The following is a 17,621-nucleotide window of genomic DNA, read 5'->3' as shown; positions in this document are numbered from 1 at the left end:
CCCTTTTGCTTTAGCGGCCGCCGCCGATTTCCAGATTGGCGCCTGTTGTGTAGGACGCCTCGTCCGACAGCAGCCAGAGAATTGCGGCTGCGACTTCCTCGGCGGTGCCGACGCGCTGCATGGGCACCACCTTGCGCATTCTCTCGACGCGATCCGGCTGCCCGCCGGAGGCATGAATTTCGGTGTCGATGATGCCCGGGCTGACCGCGTTGACACGAATGCCTTCGCCGGCCACTTCGCGGGCAAGCCCGATGGTGAAGGAATCGACCGCGCCCTTCGAGGCGGCATAGTCGACATATTGACCCGGCCCGCCAAGCCTTGCCGCGATCGAAGAAACATTGGCGATGGCGCCGCCCTTGCCGCCATGCCTGGTCGACATCCGCTTCACCGCCTCGCGGGCGCAAAGCATCGGCGCGATCACATTGATGCGCATCATGCGCTCCAGCCTTGCAGCGCTAAGCTCGTCGACGCGCGCGCTCTGGTCGACCACGCCGGCATTGTTGACGAGCGCGTCGAGTCGACCGAAACGGCCATCGACAGCCTCGAACATGGCCAATACGTCCGTCTCGCTGCCGACATCGGCCTTGACTGTGAAGGCTTCTCCGCCAGCAGCCTCGATGTCGGCGACCACCGTTTCGGCGGCTTTTGCATTCGACGCGTAATTGACCGCAATGCGATAGCCGGCCTTGGCGGCAAGCCTGCATGTAGCGGCGCCAATGCCGCGGCTGCCGCCGGTCACCAGCAGGATCTTTCCGCTCGCGCTCATTCCTGACATCCCTTCAGGGCAAAGACGTCCCAGGGCACCTGGGAAAAGCCGTTGGCGCCATAGGCGGCCGACATCTGCAACGACGCTCCCAAGTCAGGCAAGATCAGCTTCTTCGGCGCATCCTTTCCTTCGCCCGGCAGCAACGCGATATTGCCCTGGTCGTCGGCAGTGTAGATGACGCCCTCCCACACGGTGCAGGCGGCGAGCTCGTCGCCGGTGACGTCGCCGGCCGGGCATTTGTACATCAGCGAGCCATGCGGCCGCGCCGCGCCCTCGGTCCACATGACGATGCCGTCGAGCACGACGCCCTTGTCGAGCACCATCTTGAAGCTGTTGGTGACGGCGGCCGACTCGCCGGTCGGCCTGAAATCGATCTCGGCGGCGTTTTCAGGATCGCCATAGACGGCGAGCTCGAGCGGGCAGGCGGCGAGGGCCGCGGAGACCGTCTGCACGCCGAGTGCGCAGATTGTGACAAACAAACCGGACCGGAAACGAGACGAACTCATCCGGCGGCGCAGATCCATGCTCCGGCTCACGTCGGCCGCCCCTAGAGGTCGAGCACCAGCCGCTCAGGATCCTCCAGGCTTTCCTTGACCCGCACCAGAAACGTCACCGCTTCCTTGCCGTCGACGATGCGGTGGTCGTAGGACAGCGCCAGATACATCATCGGCCGGATGACGATCTGGCCGCCGACCACCACCGGCCGCTCCTGGATCTTGTGCATACCCAGAATGCCGGACTGCGGCGCATTGAGGATCGGCGTCGACATCAGCGACCCGTAAACGCCACCGTTGGAAATCGTAAACGTGCCGCCTTGCATATCCGCAACCGACAGCTTGCCGTCGCGCGCCGCAAGCCCCAGCCTGCCGATGTCCTTCTCGATTTCGGCGATCGACATCTGGTCGGCATTGCGCACAACCGGCACGACAAGGCCTTTCTCTGTACCGACGGCAACGCCGATATGAGCGTAGTTCTTGAAGATGATATCGGTGCCGTCGATCTCGGCATTGACCGACGGGATCTCCTTCAGCGCATGGGTGACCGCCTTGGTGAAGAAGCCCATGAAGCCGAGCTTCACGCCGTGCTTCTTCTCGAACACGTCCTTGTATTTGCTCCTCAGCGCCATCACCGCGCTCATGTCGACCTCGTTGAAGGTGGTCAGCATGGCGGCGGTCGATTGCGCTTCCTTGAGGCGGCGCGCGATGGTCTGGCGCAGCTTGGTCATGCGCACGCGCTCCTCGCGCGACGCATCGTCGGCCGGGGACGGCGCGCGCGCGGCAACGGGTGCCGGTACAGGCGCTGCCTTCGGCATTTCGGCCGGCTGCGACGGCGCGCCCCTGGCGATAAGGTCGAGCACGTCGCCTTTCAGCACCTGGCCGCGCTTGCCCGAGCCCGACACCTGGTCGACTGCAAGATTGTGCTCGGCCAGCAGCTTTGCCGCCGACGGCGCCGGCGGCATGGTGCGCGTCTCGATCGCGCCGGCGTCGCCGGCGATCTTGGCCGTCTCGGCAGCGGCCTGCTTGACGCTCGAGGCCGCAGTCGGAGCCGAGGCCTGCGACACCGCCTCCTGCTTCGTTGCCGGAGCGGCGGCATTGGCTGCCGCGCCGGCGCCTGCCGAAATCGTGCCGAGCAGTGCGCCGACGCCGACCGTCTCGCCTTCCTTGACGGCGATCTCGGCGAGCGTGCCCGCGGCGGCGGCCGGCACTTCCACCGTCACCTTGTCGGTTTCGAGCTCAACCAACGGCTCATCGGCGGCGATCGCGTCGCCGACCTTCTTGAACCATTTGCCGATGGTTGCCTCGGTGACGGATTCACCAAGTGTCGGGACGCGGATTTCGGTTGCCATTGTGCCTGTCCGTTTCTTTCGGTTCTGTTCTATTCACCAAGCGCGTCGTCGAGCAAGGCGGCAAGCTGGGCGAGATGCTTCGACATCAATCCGGTCGCCGGCGAGGCGGCGGCCGGCCGGCCGGTATAGCGCACCCGCTGATGCTTGGCGTCGATATGCGCCAGCACCCATTCGAGATACGGATCGATGAACGACCAGGCGCCCATGTTCTTGGGCTCCTCCTGGCACCACACCATCTCGGCATTGCGGAAGCGCGACAGTTCGGTGATCAGCGCCTTGGCCGGGAACGGATAGAGCTGCTCGACGCGCAGCAAATAGATGTCGTTGATGCGGCGCTTCTCGCGCTCCTCGTAGAGGTCGTAATAGACCTTGCCCGAACAGAGCACGACACGGCGGATCTTCGAATCCTTGGTGAGCTTGATGGCCTGGCCCGACAGCAGCTGGGCATCGTCCCACAGCAGCCGGTGAAAGGCGCTTTCGCCCGACATCTCCGGCAGCGTCGATACCGCCCGCTTATGGCGCAGCAGCGACTTCGGCGTCATCAGGATCAGCGGCTTGCGGAAGTCCCGCTTCAACTGCCGGCGCAGTATGTGGAAATAGTTGGCTGGCGTCGTGACGTTGGCGACCTGCATATTGTCTTCGGCGCAAAGCTGAAGGAAGCGCTCGAGCCGGGCCGACGAATGCTCGGGGCCCTGGCCTTCGTAGCCATGCGGCAGCAGGCAGACGAGGCCCGACATTCTGAGCCATTTGCGCTCGCCCGACGAGATGAACTGGTCGAAGACCACCTGGGCGCCGTTGGCGAAGTCGCCGAACTGCGCTTCCCACAGCGTCAGCGCCTTCGGCTCGGCCAGCGAGTAGCCATATTCGAAGCCGAGCACGGCCTCTTCCGACAGCATCGAGTTGATGACCTCGAAGCCGGCCTGCGCCGCCGACAGATTGTTGAGCGGGATGTAGCGTGTCTCGTCGCGCTGGTCGTAGAGCACGGAATGGCGCTGCGAGAAGGTGCCGCGCTCCGAATCCTGGCCGGACAGCCGGATCGGATTGCCGTCGAGCAGGATGGCGCCGAAGGCCAGCGCCTCGGCCGTAGACCAGTCGATGCCTTCGCCCGACTCGATCGCCTGGCGGCGGTTGTCGAGGAAGCGGATGATCGTCTTGTGCGCCTCGAAATCCTTCGGCACCTCGGTCAGCTTCTTGCCGATCTCCTTCAGCGTCTTGACCGGCACGGCGGTCTTGCCGCGCCGCTGTTCGTCCTGGTTGTCGGCCGAGCGCAGGCCGGACCAGGCGCCGTCCAGCCAATCCGCCTTGTTCGGCTTATAGTGCTGGCCGACCTCGAATTCCTGCTCGAGATGCGCCCGCCAATCGGCCTTCACCTTTTCGAGCTCGGCCTGGGTGATGTGGCCTTCCGCGATCAGCCGGTCGGCATAGATCTGCATGGTCGTCTTCTGGTTGCGGATCTTGCGATACATGATCGGCTGGGTGAAGGCGGGCTCGTCGCCCTCATTATGGCCGAAGCGGCGGTAGCAGAACATGTCCACCACGACCGGCTTGTGGAACTTCATGCGGAATTCGATCGCCACCTTGGTGGCATGGACCACCGCTTCCGGGTCGTCGCCGTTGACGTGGAAGATCGGCGCCTCGATCATCTTGGCTACATCCGACGGATAAGGCGACGAGCGCGAGAAGCGCGGGTTGGTGGTGAAGCCGATCTGGTTGTTGATGATGAAATGCAGCGTGCCGGCGACGCGGTGGCCGCGCAGGCCCGACAGGCCGAGGATTTCGGCAATCACGCCCTGGCCGGCAAAAGCGGCGTCGCCATGCAACAGCAGCGGCAGCACCTTGGCGCGCTCTTCCAGCGGCACGATCTCCTCGCGGCTGCGGCCGAACAGATAATCCTGCTTGGCGCGCGCCTTGCCCATCACCACCGGGTCGACGATTTCCAGATGCGACGGGTTGGCGGTCAGCGACAGATGCACCTTGTTGCCGTCGAACTCGCGGTCCGACGAGGCGCCGAGATGGTACTTCACGTCGCCCGAGCCCTCGACCTCGTCGGGCGCGGCGGAGCCGCCCTTGAACTCATGGAAAATGGCGCGGTGCGGCTTGGCCATCACCTGCGACAGCACGTTCAGCCGGCCGCGATGCGCCATGCCGAGCACGATCTCCTTCATGCCGAGCTGGCCGCCTCGCTTGATGATCTGCTCCAGCGCAGGGATCAGCGACTCGCCGCCATCAAGGCCGAAGCGCTTGGTGCCCTTGTACTTGACGTCGATGAATTGCTCGAAGCCTTCCGCCTCGACCAGCTTCTGCAGGATCGCCTTCTTGCCGGCGGCGGTGAAGGAGATCTCCTTGTCGGTGCCCTCGATGCGCGCCTGGATCCAGGCCTTCTCCTCGGGATCGGAAATATGCATGAATTCGACGCCGAGCGTCGAGCAATAGGTCCGGGTCAGGATGTCGAGCATCTGCCGGATGGTGCCGAATTCCAGCCCGAGCACATTGTCGAGGAAGATCGGCCGGTCGTAGTCGGCTTCGGTGAAGCCGTAATTCTCCGGCGACAGCTCGTTGTAATCCTCGAGCGGCTTGGCAATGCCCAGCGGATCGAGATTGGCGTGCAGGTGGCCGCGCATGCGGAAGGCGCGGATCATCATGATGGCGCGGACGGAATCGCGCGTCGCCTGATGCACGTCGGCGTCGGAAAGCGCTGCGCCGTTGCCGACCGCCCTGTCCTTGACCTTCTTTTCGATGTGCTTTTCGACCAGGCCCCAATTGCCGTCTAGCGCCGAGACCAGCTCGCCATTGGCCTGCATCGGCCAGGAGGGCTTGGCCCAAGAGGCGCCCTTGGCGTTCCTGCGCACGTCGCCGGCGTCATCCTTCAGCGCCGCGAAGAAGTCCTGCCATTCGGGATCGACCGACGCGGGATCGTCCTCATAGGCGGCATAGAGCGCGTCGATATAATCGGCATTGCCGCCATAGAGGAAAGAGGTAAGCGAAAACTGGTCGTTGGTTTGATCTTGTCGTGCCATTTTGCCTAGCGGAGCGCCTGCCCCGTCTCCTGTTTTGGAGGGGAGTAGGGCAATAGGGCAGTACGGGAGTAGGGCAATGCCCTCATCTTGTCCCTACTGCCCTACTCCCCTACTCCCTTACTCCCCTAACCCTTTATCGCCTCGACCAGCGTCGTGCCGAGCCGGGCCGGCGACGGCGAAACCTTGATGCCGGCCGATTCCATCGCCGCGATCTTGTCTTCCGCGCCGCCCTTGCCGCCGGAGATCACCGCGCCCGCATGGCCCATGGTGCGGCCCGCCGGTGCGGTGCGCCCGGCGATGAAGCCGGCCATCGGCTTGCGGCGGCCGCGCTTTGCCTCGTCCTTGAGGAACTGCGCGGCGTCTTCCTCGGCCGAGCCGCCGATCTCGCCGATCATGATGATCGACTTGGTCTCGTCGTCGGCGAGGAACATCTCCAGCACGTCGATGAACTCGGTGCCTTTGACCGGATCGCCGCCGATGCCGACGGCGGTGGTCTGGCCGAGGCCGACATTGGTGGTCTGGAACACCGCCTCATAGGTAAGCGTTCCCGAGCGGGAAACAACGCCGACCGAGCCCTTGCGGAAGATGTTGCCGGGCATGATGCCGATCTTGCATTCGTCGGGGGTCAGCACGCCGGGGCAGTTCGGCCCGATCAGCCGCGACGTCGAACGGTCGAGCCTCGCCTTGACCTTGATCATGTCCATCACCGGTATGCCCTCGGTGATGCAGACGATCAGCGGGATCTCGGCCTCGATCGCTTCCAGGATCGCTTCGGCAGCACCCGCCGGCGGCACGTAGACGACCGAAGCGTTGGCGCCGGTCCTGGCCTTGCCTTCGGCTACGGTGGCGAAGATCGGCAGCGCCTCGCCCTTGGCGCCGGTCCAGGTTTCGCCGCCCTTCTTGGGGTGGATGCCGCCGACCATTTTCGTGCCGTGATAGGCCAGCGCCTGTTCAGTGTGGAACGTGCCGGTCTTGCCGGTCAGGCCCTGCACCAGCACCTTGGTGTTCTTATCGACGAGAATGGACATGGTGGTCCTTTTCAAAAACCGTTGATCGGGGAAGGCCGCGCGCTCATGGTCACAACCGCTTCAGCTCGGCGACGGTAAGGTTGCTTTTGGCATTGCCGGTGTTGAGCGTCGTTGCCGGCTCGAACATCAGCACCACCGGCTCCTCGCTTAGCGAGCGCGGCCGGTGCTCGACGGCGCGCGGCACGACAATGAACTCGCCGCTGGAAAGCTCCACCGTGCCGTCGCGGAAATCGATGGCGATGCGCCCGCGCAGCACCAGGAACGCCTCGTCCTCATTGTCATGCGCGTGCCAGTCGAAGACGTCGCCGAACTTGGCGATCTTGACCTGGCTGTCGTTCACGTCGCCGGCGATATGCGGATCGAAGACCTTCTTGATCTTCTGATCCGCCGCCTCGACGAGGTTTATCTTGTGCGGAGGCATCGCCTATCGACCTTGACCCTGAAGTTCTGTTTTCAAGCTGGGCATTTTTGGTTTCCGTGAACGACAGCACCGATCCATCGGCCCCCGGCGCGCCGGATCGTCACGATCTGCACCGATAAATTGCCGCCAGACGTTCTCAATTCACCAAGGGACTTGGGGTCATCATCGGCTTGGAAACTGCTGCCATATTTGGTCAGAAGCCTTTTCAGGATCATGTTGGCGGCCAGCTTCGGATCGTTGGTGCCGAAGGAGACCAGGCAGTCGCAGCGACCACTCGAACTCTTGATTGAGGCAACGATTTCCGTAGCCTTGTAGACTTGCAGCCCGTCGGATCCGGCCTTGAACCCGCTTTGCCGGGCAACCGCGTTGAACCGGCCGAAGCTGGGCGCCGTTGCCGGACATAAGTTCATGAAGAGACTGACCCTCTTGCCGATCCAGGCGGGCGACTTCGAACTATCCGCGGCCGCAGCAGCGCTGGCCCAAAGGGCCATGCCGGTCAGCGGTAGGGCCAGCATCCGCTGCATCAGACGCCCTTCACCGCCGCGACGATCTTCTTGGCTGCATCGTCGAGATCGTCTGCCGACACCACGTTCAGCCCGCTGTCGTTGATGATCTTCTTGCCGAGCTCGGCATTGGTGCCTTCCAGCCGCACCACTAGCGGCACTTGCAGGCCGACCTCCTTGACCGCGGCGATCACGCCCTCGGCGATGATGTCGCATTTCATGATGCCGCCGAAGATGTTGATCAGAATGCCTTTGACCGCCGGATCCTTGGTGATGATCTTGAACGCCGCCGTCACCTTTTCTTTCGACGCGCCGCCGCCGACATCGAGGAAGTTGGCCGGCTCGGCGCCGTAAAGCTTGATGATGTCCATCGTTGCCATGGCAAGGCCGGCGCCGTTGACCATGCAGCCGATATTGCCGTCGAGCGCGACATAGGCGAGGTCGTATTTCGACGCCTCGATCTCCTTCTCGTCCTCTTCGGTGGTGTCGCGCAATTCGAGCACGTCGGGGTGGCGAAACAGCGCATTGTTGTCGAACGACACTTTGGCGTCGAGAACGCGCAGCCGGCCGCTCCTCATGACGATCAGCGGGTTGACCTCGAGCAGGCTCATGTCCTTCTCGACAAAGGCCTTGTAGAGGATGGGGAACAGCGTGGCGCCATCCTTGGCGGCGTCGCCGTCGAGCTTCAGCGCCGCGTTGAGCTTCTTCACGTCGTCGGCCGTCACGCCCTTTTCCGGGTCGATGGCTACGGTGATGATCTTTTCCGGCGTGTCGTGGGCGACCGCCTCGATGTCCATGCCGCCGTCGGTCGAGACGACGAAGGCGACGCGCCCGACCGAGCGGTCGACCAGGATCGACAGATAGAGCTCGCGCTCGATGTCGGCGCCGTCCTCGATATAGAGCCGGTTGACCTGCTTGCCGGCCGGGCCGGTCTGCTTGGTGACCAGCGTGTGGCCGAGCATCTCATTGGCATTGGCGACGACCTCGGCCACCGACTTTGCCAGCCTGACACCGCCCTTGGCATCGGCGCCGAGCTCCCTGAATTTGCCCTTGCCGCGGCCGCCGGCATGGATCTGGCTCTTGACCACATAGAGTGGGCCGGGCAGCGCCTTGGCGGCAGCTTCCGCCTCGCTCGCCTTGAACACCGGCACGCCCTCGGCCACGGGTGCGCCAAAGCCTTTCAGCAGCGCCTTGCCCTGATACTCATGGATGTTCATGCGCTATGTCTCCAGCTTGCTTGGCGGGCTTGGTTACCGGCTTACTTGGCCGCGAGATGCGGAGCGATCTTGACGCAGGCGTCGCACAGGCCCTGCACCGCCGCGACCGAATTGTCGAACATCTTCTGCTCGTTCTTCGCGAGCTCGATCTCGATGATCCGCTCGACGCCGCCGGCGCCGATCACCACGGGAACGCCGACATAGGTGTTCTTGACGCCATATTGGCCGGAGAGATAGGCAGCACAGGGCAGCACCCGCTTCTTGTCCTTGAGATAGGCTTCGGCCATGGCAATGGCCGAAGCTGCCGGCGCATAAAAGGCAGAGCCGGTCTTGAGCAGGCCGACGATCTCGGCGCCGCCGTCGCGGGTGCGCTGCACGATCTGGTCGAGCCGCTCCCTCGAGGTCCAGCCCATCTTGATGAGGTCGGGCAGCGGGATGCCGGCAACCGTCGAATAGCGGATCATCGGGACCATGGAATCGCCGTGGCCGCCGAGCACGAAGGCAGTGACGTCCTCGACCGAGACCTTGAATTCCTCGGCAAGGAAATAACGGAAGCGCGAACTGTCGAGCACGCCGGCCATGCCGACGACATGGCTCTTGGGCAGGCCGGAAAACTTCTGCAGCGCCCAGACCATGGCGTCGAGCGGATTGGTGATGCAGATGACGAAGGCTTTCGGCGCGTATTTCTTGAGGCCGGCGCCGACCTGCTCCATCACCTTCAGATTGATGCCTAGAAGATCGTCGCGGCTCATGCCGGGCTTGCGCGGCACGCCGGCGGTGACGATGCAGACATCGGCGCCCTCGATGCCGGCATAGTCGTTGACGCCGGTCAGCCTCGAGTCGAACCCATCGACCGGCGACGACTGCGCGATGTCCAGTCCCTTGCCTTGCGGGATGCCTTCGGCGATATCGAACAGCACGACGTCGCCGAGATCCTTGAGGCCGACCATGTGGGCGAGGGTGCCGCCGATCATGCCCGAGCCGATGAGCGCTATCTTGTTGCGTGCCATGTCAGGATATTTTCCCTTTGACTATGACGGCGCCCAAATCCTTGACGATTTGATGACGGCGTCGGAGGAAGAGGCCGGAATGCTGCGGAACCGCGAAATTCGCCGCACGCAATAGCCCCGGCCGCACAAAAATTCAAACGATTATTTTGGAGTGAATAATTTCAATCGGTTAGAAACAATGGGAATTACGTAAACGTCAAAATTATGAAGCCGACTAGAGGAATTCTACACAATGGCACTGGAAATCAGAAGGCTGTTTCCTGGCGATGACGCCCTTGTGATGCGGGTTGCCGGCGAAGTCTTCGACGAGCCGGTCAGGCCGGATCGGCTCTCTGCCTATCTCGCGGAGCCCGGTCATTTCATGGTCGTGGCCCTCGCCGACGGCATCGTCGTTGGCCAATGCGCAGCCGTCATCCACTGCCACCCGGACAAGGTGAGCGAACTCTACGTAGACGAGGTCGGCGTGGCGCCGGCCTTTCAACGCCAGGGCATTGCGACGAGGATGCTCGGCGCCATGTTCGCACTCGGTCGCGAGCATGGCTGTGAGGAGGCGTGGGTCGGCACCGAGCCGGACAATGTTGCTGCTCGCGCACTTTACGAGTCGCGAAAAGAGCCGCATGGGCCGGCGGAGGGGTTCGTCATGTATGTTTATCGATTATAGGCGCCGGCGGCAGCGCCCCCTTCGGTACTATCCCTCACGCCTGTGCCTGCCGTGCCTCCGTCGATGATCCCTGCGCCCTCTGCCTCTTCGCCCAGTCCTCCAGCCAGTCGTGGCTCTGCATCTCGATCAGCCGCGATGCGGTGCGCTCGAACTCGAAGACTTCGTTGCCGCGCTTGGCCGTATAGAGCTGCGCCGGCGGTGCCGCGGCGCTCATCACCAGCCGTACATGATGATCGTAGAGCGTATCGACCAGCAGGATGAAGCGCTTGGCTTCGTTGCGCTTGCCTTCGCCGAGCACCGGCACATGGTCGATGAAGATGGTCGAGAAACGGCTGGCAATGCCAAGATAGTCGCGGGCGCCGAGCGGCCTCTCGCAGAGATCGGCGAAGGAAAAACGCGCCGCCTCGCCGGCAGCACGCGGCACTACGACGTGCCGGCCCTTCACCGTCAGCATCGTCTCGGCCGTCGGCCTGCCATGCGTCATCACCGCCCACGCTTCGTCGAGCGCATGGTCGGCGGCGGCATCGGCCGGGGTGACGTAGACCGGCATGCGGCTGAGCTTGTCGAGGCGGTAATCCTTATCGGCATCAAGCGCCAGCACCTGCGCGTGGCGCTCCAGGATAGCGACAAACGGCAAAAACAACTGACGGTTCAGGCCGTCGCGGTAGAGATCCTGCGGCGCGACATTGGAAGTGGCAACCAGCACCACGCCATTGGCAAACAACGCCGAAAACAACCTTGACAGGATCATCGCATCGGCGATGTCGGTGACGGAGAACTCGTCGAAGCATAGCACCCAGGCTTCCTCGGCCAGCGCGCGCGCCACCGGCGGGATCGGGTCGTCCTCCTTGGCCGTGCCGTTCTTGCGAGCCTGCCGGTGCTTCTGGATGCGGTCCTGCACGTCGGCCATGAAGTCGTTGAAATGTACCCGGCGCTTGCGCCGCACCGGCAGCAGCTCGAAGAACATGTCCATCAGCATGGTCTTGCCGCGGCCGACGCCGCCATGGATATAAAGGCCCTTGACCGCCTCGTGCACCTCGCGCTTGCGGGCGAACAACCACCCCAGCGCGCTTGATTTCTGCGCCAGCCGCTTTGCCGATATCTCTTCGATCAGCCGGTCGAGCGCAGCGGCGATCCGCTCCTGCGCCGGATCGCGCCCGATGGCGCCCGTCTCGACCAGATGGTCGTAGCGCTGCTTGACGGTTGCATGGGTCTGGAGGCCGTCACGCAGATGCATTGGTCACGTCGTTCCGGAGCAATTCCAAGAAAAGTGTGTAGCGGTTTTCTGTCCGGAATTGCGTAAAAACAAAAGAGGCAATTCCAGGAAAAGTGTGTAACGGTTTTCCGTCCGGAATTGCGTAACAATGGGGGCCGTTCTCTTACCTTGTAAGCGAGATCGGCAGGCCGTTGGAAGTCTGGCCGTCGAATTTCTCGCCGCCCGAGGAATAGAGCCGTGCCAGCGTGCCGCCATTCTCGTCAAAGAGCGTCAGCTGTTTGCCGGCGACGTTCCAGGATTTGATGCCATCGAGCGGCGCCGGGCAATGCAGCGGTCCGGCGCGGTAGCCCGAACCGAATTTGGTCTGCGGCGTCGCCACCTGACAGCTCTGGCCGGACACGCTTGCCTTCCACACACCGGCGACGCTGGACGCGGTCAGATCGGCCGCACCGGCCGGCGCCGTCCCATCGGGCGGCAGCGAGGCGACCTGCGTGTTCTGCGGCGCGGTCGGAAATTTCGACGGGTCGGCCGGGCCGGGTGTCGCCGGTGGCGGCAGCTGGTTTGCAGTCACCTTGCCGGCGGGCGCAGCTTCCAGCGGCGCCGGCTGCTGCTCGTCCATCGATGAGAACCGTGAGGTTGAACAGCCGCTCGCAACGAGCACGGCCAGCGATACGGCCAGCAGGCCGGTTTTCGAAAATTTCATTCTTCAACCTCCGTCGGATCGGGCTGGGGATGCCGTCCGCGCAATGTCCCCCTCACCAAGATGGAGAAGGTGGCGAAATTTCAACCCGATATGGTTAAAATACGGTTTGCGCCGGTAATGTTGCAAATTTGTCGCAAAATGCACATTGCCTGAACTTGCGTTACGCCTTGGCCGTTTGGCCGACACCTCCGGTTGATTCGATACGGCGCGCTGGCGCCAAATCCTTGGCGTTCACCTCAAATGCTTGTGCGGGCCGGCTCCGGCATTATCTCTTGGGATCAGCAAACTGCAGGGAGCCGATTTCTTGGCCGCGAGAAAGAGAGCCGCCAACCGCTATTACAGCGGGCCGCCCAGCGATCATTTCGACGGCACCTTGTTCTTCAATCCCAACGGACGGCCGCCGGGTCGCTTTGCCGATCTGTTGAAATGGCAATTGAGCCGCGAGCGCTCGAAATGGCCGGCGGCGGATCCGAGCCCGTTTCCACCGGCAAGACCGGTCGAGCGCATCGATGGTTCTGCGCTGCGCCTCACCATGGTCGGTCATTCCTCGCTGCTCGTCCAGACAGCCGGCCTGAACATCCTGACCGACCCGGTCTGGTCGCGGCGTGTCTCGCCGCTCTCCTTCGCCGGTCCGAAACGCGTCAATCCGCCGGGCATCGCCTTTTCGCATTTGCCGCCGATCGACCTCGTGCTGGTCAGCCACAACCATTACGACCATCTCGACCTCGCCACGCTGAAGCGCCTGAAGACAAGACACGACCCGCTGCTGCTGACGCCGCTCGGCAACGACACGATCATCGGCGCTGCCGTGCCCCGTATGCGGCTTTCCGCGCATGACTGGGGCGACCGGGTCGATATCGGCGATCGCGTCGCCGTCTATGTCGAGCCGGTGCACCACTGGTCGGCCCGCGGTACTCGCGACCGGCGCATGGCGCTGTGGGCGGGTTTCGTCGTCGAGACACCCGACGCAAAGATCTATTTCGCCGGCGATACCGGCTTCCACGGTGGCATCAATTACCGGCTGATGGCGCAAAAGCACGGCGGGTTCCGCCTCGCCATCCTGCCGATCGGCGCCTACGAGCCGCGCTGGTTCATGGCGCCACATCACCAGGATCCGGAGGAGGCGGTGCAAGGCATGCTTTTGTGCAACGCCGCCTATGCCGCCGGCTGTCACTGGGGCACGTTCCGGCTCACCAACGAGCCGATCGATGAGCCGCCCAGAAAGCTCGGCGAAGCGCTCGATGCTGCCGGCCTGCCGCGGCAACGTTTTCGCGCCTTGCGGCCGGGCGAAGTCTGGGACGTGCCGGCGGTCTAGCCCGGCGACCGGCCTGACGGCGCAGGCGACCCCAAGGCTTCCATACACCTGGCTATGTGGGCGGCGTCGCGGCCTACATATGAGAGAAGGCCGGAGCCAAAGGTATGCATCCAATGGAGGCCAAGAAAATACAGGCCAGGAAAAGCCGTCACGCCACGCTGTTGAACGGGTGCACCGCGCGAATCGAAAATTGGCAAATCTATCCAGTTGTAGTCGAAGAGGTATCCCGTCCCCCAGATAACCGAGCTGACGTTCTCGCTGCTGATATCCATTGACCGGGCACCGCCGACTTCCGCCAGGATTGGGGTTACTGAATGTTCATTGCCATCGCTGATATGGTCCGAGACTTCACGTTTCTCTGCCAACGCCTCCGCAGCGGAAACAAAATCGTCATAGGATTTGTCGGCTTCAGCTAATATCTGGAAGGCATCAGCGGCCACCAACAGTTTTCCATCGGCGCATCCGAGCACACGTCCCAGCACCGTTCCGCCATCGCGGGCAAAACGGCGGACGTTCATATCGTAACCGCCGTTGACACCGGTTACGACCGTCGAGGGGGGATACCGCTGCTCCGGGAAACTGTCGATGGTGATCTCGAAACGTCCCATTTTGTCGAACCACCACAAAACATCCTTGCCGCGATAGCGCCGAGGCACCCGACGATGGGGGCTGACCGAAAGATAGACATTGCGCCCGGATTGCTGGAGCTCATCGGCTATCTGGCTTCCAGATGCGCCGCTGCCCACCACCAGCACCGCTCCGGGGGGAAGTTCGTCGGGGCTGCGGTAGTTCGAGGCGTGAACCTGGTAAACGGATCGAGGCAAATCCCTTGCGGCCGCCGGTACCATCGAACGCTGGAACGGGCCCGTCGCCACTACGACGTTGCGGGCTCTCATGCTGCCGGTGTTTGTCTCCAATGCATAATCGCCGGTATCCCTGTGCCGGAGCCTCGTGACCTCGACACCCTGGCGAACCGGAGCTGCAATTTTGGCCGCATAGTGCTCGATGAATCGCGTGACAGCGGTGTGATGGGCGAACCCCTCCGGTTCGGGGCCCTGATAAGAAAGCCCAGGAAGCTCTATTGCCTGGTTGATGAATTGAAATCGGAGCGAATCCCAACGCTCCGTCCGCCAGCGTTCGGCAATACGAGCGCGTTCCAACACAACATGCTCACGTTCATGTTGTTGAAGATAGTAGCTCATGGCGAGCCCCGCCTGGCCGCCACCAATAATGATTGTGTCCCAACGCTCGGTCATTGGAAATTTTACCAAGCCGTCGAGACTCAAATATGCAAGTCCCGACTTTCCTATCCGCCGGCCGCAGCTCATGTGCCAGCGAACACGTCGTTTGGATCATTCAATACTATGACACATTGCATCCGTAGCTGCATATCCCAGCCGGGTTCTCCGACCCGCCCCAGCCACCGCCGGCGGAACCCAAGGCCTCGCTGAAGCGTTTGTACGTGTTCAAACCTGTCGGCTGCGAGGTAATCTCATGATCAGGTGGATCATCATTCTTTTGATTATCGCGGCCGCGGCGAGCCTGCTCGGCATGCCGGCACTGGCCGGAGCCGCCGCCACCGGCGCCCGCATCCTCATCGGCATCGTGCTGATCATCTTCCTGCTGATCGTGCTTGGCGTCTTCGCGGTGACCTGAAAATCACGCCGCGCTGGTAATTTCTGCCGCTATCCGCCATATAGGCGCCAAACCGGCAAGAGACCTTTCGATCGATGGCAAGCGCGGCCCCTTTCGCCAAGATGAACGGCATCGGCAACGAAATCATCGTTGCCGATATGCGTGGCCGTGCCGATCGCGTGACGCCTGCGGCAGCCGTCGCGCTTAATGCCGATGCGGCGACCAGGTTCGACCAGATCATGGCAATCCACGACCCCAGGACGCCGGGCACCGCCTTTTTCATCGACATCTTGAATTCCGACGGAACCAGGGCGCAGGCCTGCGGCAACGGCATGCGTTGTGTCGTCCAGGCGCTCGCCGCCGAGACCGGCCAGAAGACATTTGCCTTTGAAACAGTCGCCGGCATCCTCAATGCCGAGGAACATGCCGACGGAATGATCTCGGTCGACATGGGCAGGCCGCGCTTTGGCTGGCAGGACATCCCGCTGGCCGAGGAATTCCGCGACACCCGCATGATCGAGCTGCAGATCGGCCCGATCGATGCCCCGGTGCTGCATTCGCCCTCGGTCGTCTCGATGGGCAATCCGCACGCCATCTTCTGGGTCGACCGCGACGTCTGGTCGTACGAGCTCGAGCGCTTCGGCCCGCTGCTCGAAAACCATCCGATCTTCCCCGAGCGCGCCAACATCACCATCGCGCAGGTGACTTCGCCGGAGACCATGGTCATCCGCACCTGGGAGCGCGGCGCCGGCCTGACCAAGGCCTGCGGCACGGCTGCTTGCGCCGCTGTGGTCGCCGCGTCCCGCACCCGGCGTACCGGCCGCGGCGTCACGCTGATGACGCCCGGCGACGGCTCGCTGCATGTTTTGTGGCGCGACGACGACCACGTCATCCTGACCGGTGCCGCCGAATGGGAATTTTCCGGCAGCTTCGATCCGTCGACCGGGGCGTGGGCGCGCGACACCGAAAGCGCCGCCTGATGGCTCCTCTTGGCAACAAGGGTATCGAGGTCGTCACCTTCGGCTGCCGGCTGAACACCTATGAATCCGAGGTGATGCGGCGTGAAGCCGAAAGTGCGGGCCTCGGCGGGCTCGAAGGCGGTGCCATCATCTTCAACACCTGCGCCGTCACCGGCGAGGCTGTACGCCAGGCCAAGCAGTCGATCAGAAAAGCCCGCCGTGAGAACCCGGCTGCCCGCATCATCGTTACCGGCTGCGCCGCGCAGACCGGCCCGCAGGATTTCGTCGCCATGGACGAGGTCGATCTCGTCCTCGGCAATGAGGAAAAGCTGAAGGCGCATTCCTATCGCGCGCTGCCGGATTTCGGCGTCAACGACACTGAGAAGGCGCGCGTCAACGATATCTTTTCGGTGCGCGAGACGGCCGCCCACATGGTCGACGCCATCGAGGGCCGGGCGCGCGCTTTTGTCCAGGTGCAGAACGGCTGCGACCACCGCTGTACCTTCTGCATCATTCCCTACGGTCGCGGCAATTCGCGCTCGGTGCCTATGGGCGCCGTGGTCGAGCAGATCAAGCGACTCGTCGGCAATGGTTATGCCGAGATCGTGCTGACGGGCGTCGACATGACCAGTTTCGGCGCCGATCTGCCGGGCGCACCGAAGCTCGGCAAATTGGTCAAGACCATCCTGAAGCAGGTGCCAGACGTGAAACGCCTGCGGCTTTCCTCCATCGACTCGATCGAAGCCGACGACGATCTGCTGGACGCCATCGCCACCGAGCCGAGGCTGATGCCGCATCTGCATCTATCGCTGCAATCGGGTGACGACATGATCCTGAAGCGGATGAAGCGCCGGCACAGCCGCGACCAGTCGATCCGCTTTTGCGAGGATGTGCGCAAACTGCGCCCCGGCATTGTTTTCGGCGCCGACATCATCGCCGGCTTCCCGACCGAGACGGACGCCATGTTCGAAAACTCGCTGGAGATCGTCGAGGAATGCGGCCTGACGCATCTCCACGTCTTCCCGTTTTCGCCGCGCCAGGGCACGCCCGCCGCGCGCATGCCGCAGCTCCGCCGCGACGTCGTCAAGCAACGCGCGGCACGCCTGCGCGCCGCCGGCGAGGCCGCCTATCGCCGCCATCTTGCCTCGCTCGCTGGAACGCATCAGTCGATCCTGGTCGAGCGTGACGGCCTTGGCCGCACCGAAGGGTTTACGCTGGCCGCGGTCTCTGCCGGCGCTCCGGGCGACATCGTCGAGGCTGATATCGCCGGCCATGACGGTATCCGACTGATCGCCGCGCCGCTTGCCGCCCGCGCCGCCTGAGA

17 protein-coding genes are annotated in these 17,621 nt (G+C 63.2%); 5 read left to right on the top strand and 12 right to left on the bottom strand.

The window, feature by feature from the left end:
- Positions 1-10 precede the first annotated feature (10 nt).
- The 9 genes from NKI29_RS21710 to mdh all read right to left on the bottom strand — a co-directional run bounded on the left by NKI29_RS21710 (position 11) and on the right by mdh (position 9,808).
- Positions 11-766, bottom strand: coding sequence for an SDR family oxidoreductase (locus NKI29_RS21710; RefSeq protein ID WP_023679788.1), 756 nt, complete (start codon positions 764-766; stop codon positions 11-13).
- Positions 763-1,272 (bottom strand): hypothetical protein, encoded by a 510-nt coding sequence (locus tag NKI29_RS21705; protein ID WP_031212713.1) that lies wholly within the window; start codon positions 1,270-1,272, stop codon positions 763-765. The genes NKI29_RS21710 and NKI29_RS21705 overlap by 4 nt, the downstream gene beginning before the upstream one ends.
- Positions 1,273-1,313: 41 nt before the next feature.
- The gene (gene odhB / locus NKI29_RS21700) at positions 1,314-2,612 is read right to left on the bottom strand and encodes a 2-oxoglutarate dehydrogenase complex dihydrolipoyllysine-residue succinyltransferase (RefSeq protein WP_352755856.1); all 1,299 of its coding nucleotides are present in this window, start codon (positions 2,610-2,612) and stop codon (positions 1,314-1,316) included.
- A 29-nt stretch (positions 2,613-2,641) separates the two neighbouring features.
- On the bottom strand, positions 2,642-5,629 hold the full coding sequence (locus NKI29_RS21695) for a 2-oxoglutarate dehydrogenase E1 component (protein ID WP_352623526.1): 2,988 nt from the start codon (positions 5,627-5,629) through the stop codon (positions 2,642-2,644).
- A 125-nt stretch (positions 5,630-5,754) separates the two neighbouring features.
- Positions 5,755-6,657 carry a succinate--CoA ligase subunit alpha gene (sucD, locus tag NKI29_RS21690; protein WP_352623528.1) on the bottom strand — a complete coding sequence of 301 codons (903 nt, stop codon included), beginning with the start codon at positions 6,655-6,657 and terminating at the stop codon, positions 5,755-5,757.
- 49 nt (positions 6,658-6,706) lie between these two features.
- Positions 6,707-7,078, bottom strand: a complete 372-nt coding sequence (locus NKI29_RS21685) for a cupin domain-containing protein (protein ID WP_352623530.1) — start codon at positions 7,076-7,078, stop codon at positions 6,707-6,709.
- A 32-nt stretch (positions 7,079-7,110) separates the two neighbouring features.
- Entirely contained in the window at positions 7,111-7,602 is a 492-nt protein-coding gene (locus NKI29_RS21680) for a hypothetical protein (protein ID WP_352797193.1), read from the bottom strand.
- Positions 7,602-8,798 carry an ADP-forming succinate--CoA ligase subunit beta gene (gene sucC / locus NKI29_RS21675; RefSeq protein WP_352797190.1) on the bottom strand — a complete coding sequence of 399 codons (1,197 nt, stop codon included), beginning with the start codon at positions 8,796-8,798 and terminating at the stop codon, positions 7,602-7,604. Before sucC ends, NKI29_RS21680 begins: the two co-directional genes overlap by 1 nt.
- 41 nt (positions 8,799-8,839) lie before the next feature.
- Positions 8,840-9,808 carry a malate dehydrogenase gene (gene mdh / locus NKI29_RS21670; protein WP_023679796.1) on the bottom strand — a complete coding sequence of 323 codons (969 nt, stop codon included), beginning with the start codon at positions 9,806-9,808 and terminating at the stop codon, positions 8,840-8,842.
- A 232-nt stretch (positions 9,809-10,040) separates the two neighbouring features.
- Between mdh and NKI29_RS21665 the strand changes: the two genes are divergently transcribed.
- Entirely contained in the window at positions 10,041-10,469 is a 429-nt protein-coding gene (locus NKI29_RS21665) for a GNAT family N-acetyltransferase (protein ID WP_352570014.1), read from the top strand.
- Positions 10,470-10,503: 34 nt separating this feature from the next.
- On the opposite strand, the gene zapE is transcribed toward NKI29_RS21665, so the two are convergent.
- Both zapE and NKI29_RS21655 read right to left on the bottom strand, forming a co-directional pair.
- Complete coding sequence (gene zapE / locus NKI29_RS21660) at positions 10,504-11,706, bottom strand: cell division protein ZapE (RefSeq protein ID WP_352570015.1); 1,203 nt, start codon at positions 11,704-11,706, stop codon at positions 10,504-10,506.
- A gap of 142 nt (positions 11,707-11,848) precedes the next feature.
- Positions 11,849-12,388 carry a protease inhibitor Inh/omp19 family protein gene (locus NKI29_RS21655; protein ID WP_023679800.1) on the bottom strand — a complete coding sequence of 180 codons (540 nt, stop codon included), beginning with the start codon at positions 12,386-12,388 and terminating at the stop codon, positions 11,849-11,851.
- 304 nt (positions 12,389-12,692) lie between these two features.
- Here NKI29_RS21655 and NKI29_RS21650 point away from each other — a divergent pair, with 304 nt between their 5' ends.
- Positions 12,693-13,703: an MBL fold metallo-hydrolase gene (locus NKI29_RS21650; protein ID WP_352570016.1), complete on the top strand. Its 1,011-nt coding sequence runs from the start codon at positions 12,693-12,695 to the stop codon at positions 13,701-13,703.
- Here the strand turns inward: NKI29_RS21650 and NKI29_RS21645 are convergent.
- Positions 13,700-14,959 (bottom strand): flavin-containing monooxygenase, encoded by a 1,260-nt coding sequence (locus NKI29_RS21645; protein WP_352570017.1) that lies wholly within the window; start codon positions 14,957-14,959, stop codon positions 13,700-13,702. The two genes, NKI29_RS21650 and NKI29_RS21645, sit on opposite strands and share 4 nt — an antisense overlap.
- A 238-nt stretch (positions 14,960-15,197) precedes the next feature.
- Here NKI29_RS21645 and NKI29_RS21640 point away from each other — a divergent pair, with 238 nt between their 5' ends.
- From NKI29_RS21640 to mtaB, 3 genes are all read left to right on the top strand, one after another.
- Positions 15,198-15,359, top strand: a complete 162-nt coding sequence (locus tag NKI29_RS21640; RefSeq protein WP_031195454.1) for a DUF1328 family protein — start codon at positions 15,198-15,200, stop codon at positions 15,357-15,359.
- A 74-nt stretch (positions 15,360-15,433) separates the two neighbouring features.
- A complete protein-coding gene (gene dapF / locus NKI29_RS21635; RefSeq protein ID WP_352570018.1) occupies positions 15,434-16,318 on the top strand; it encodes a diaminopimelate epimerase in 885 nt (294 codons plus the stop codon).
- Positions 16,318-17,619 carry a tRNA (N(6)-L-threonylcarbamoyladenosine(37)-C(2))-methylthiotransferase MtaB gene (gene mtaB / locus NKI29_RS21630; RefSeq protein WP_031212717.1) on the top strand — a complete coding sequence of 434 codons (1,302 nt, stop codon included), beginning with the start codon at positions 16,318-16,320 and terminating at the stop codon, positions 17,617-17,619. The genes dapF and mtaB overlap by 1 nt, the downstream gene beginning before the upstream one ends.
- Positions 17,620-17,621: the final 2 nt, after the last annotated feature.

Source organism: Mesorhizobium sp. M0678 (genome assembly GCF_040320505.1).
GTDB lineage: Bacteria > Pseudomonadota > Alphaproteobacteria > Rhizobiales > Rhizobiaceae > Mesorhizobium.
Note: the sequence above shows the minus strand (reverse complement) of the source record. Positions and strands in the feature narration are given on the sequence as shown.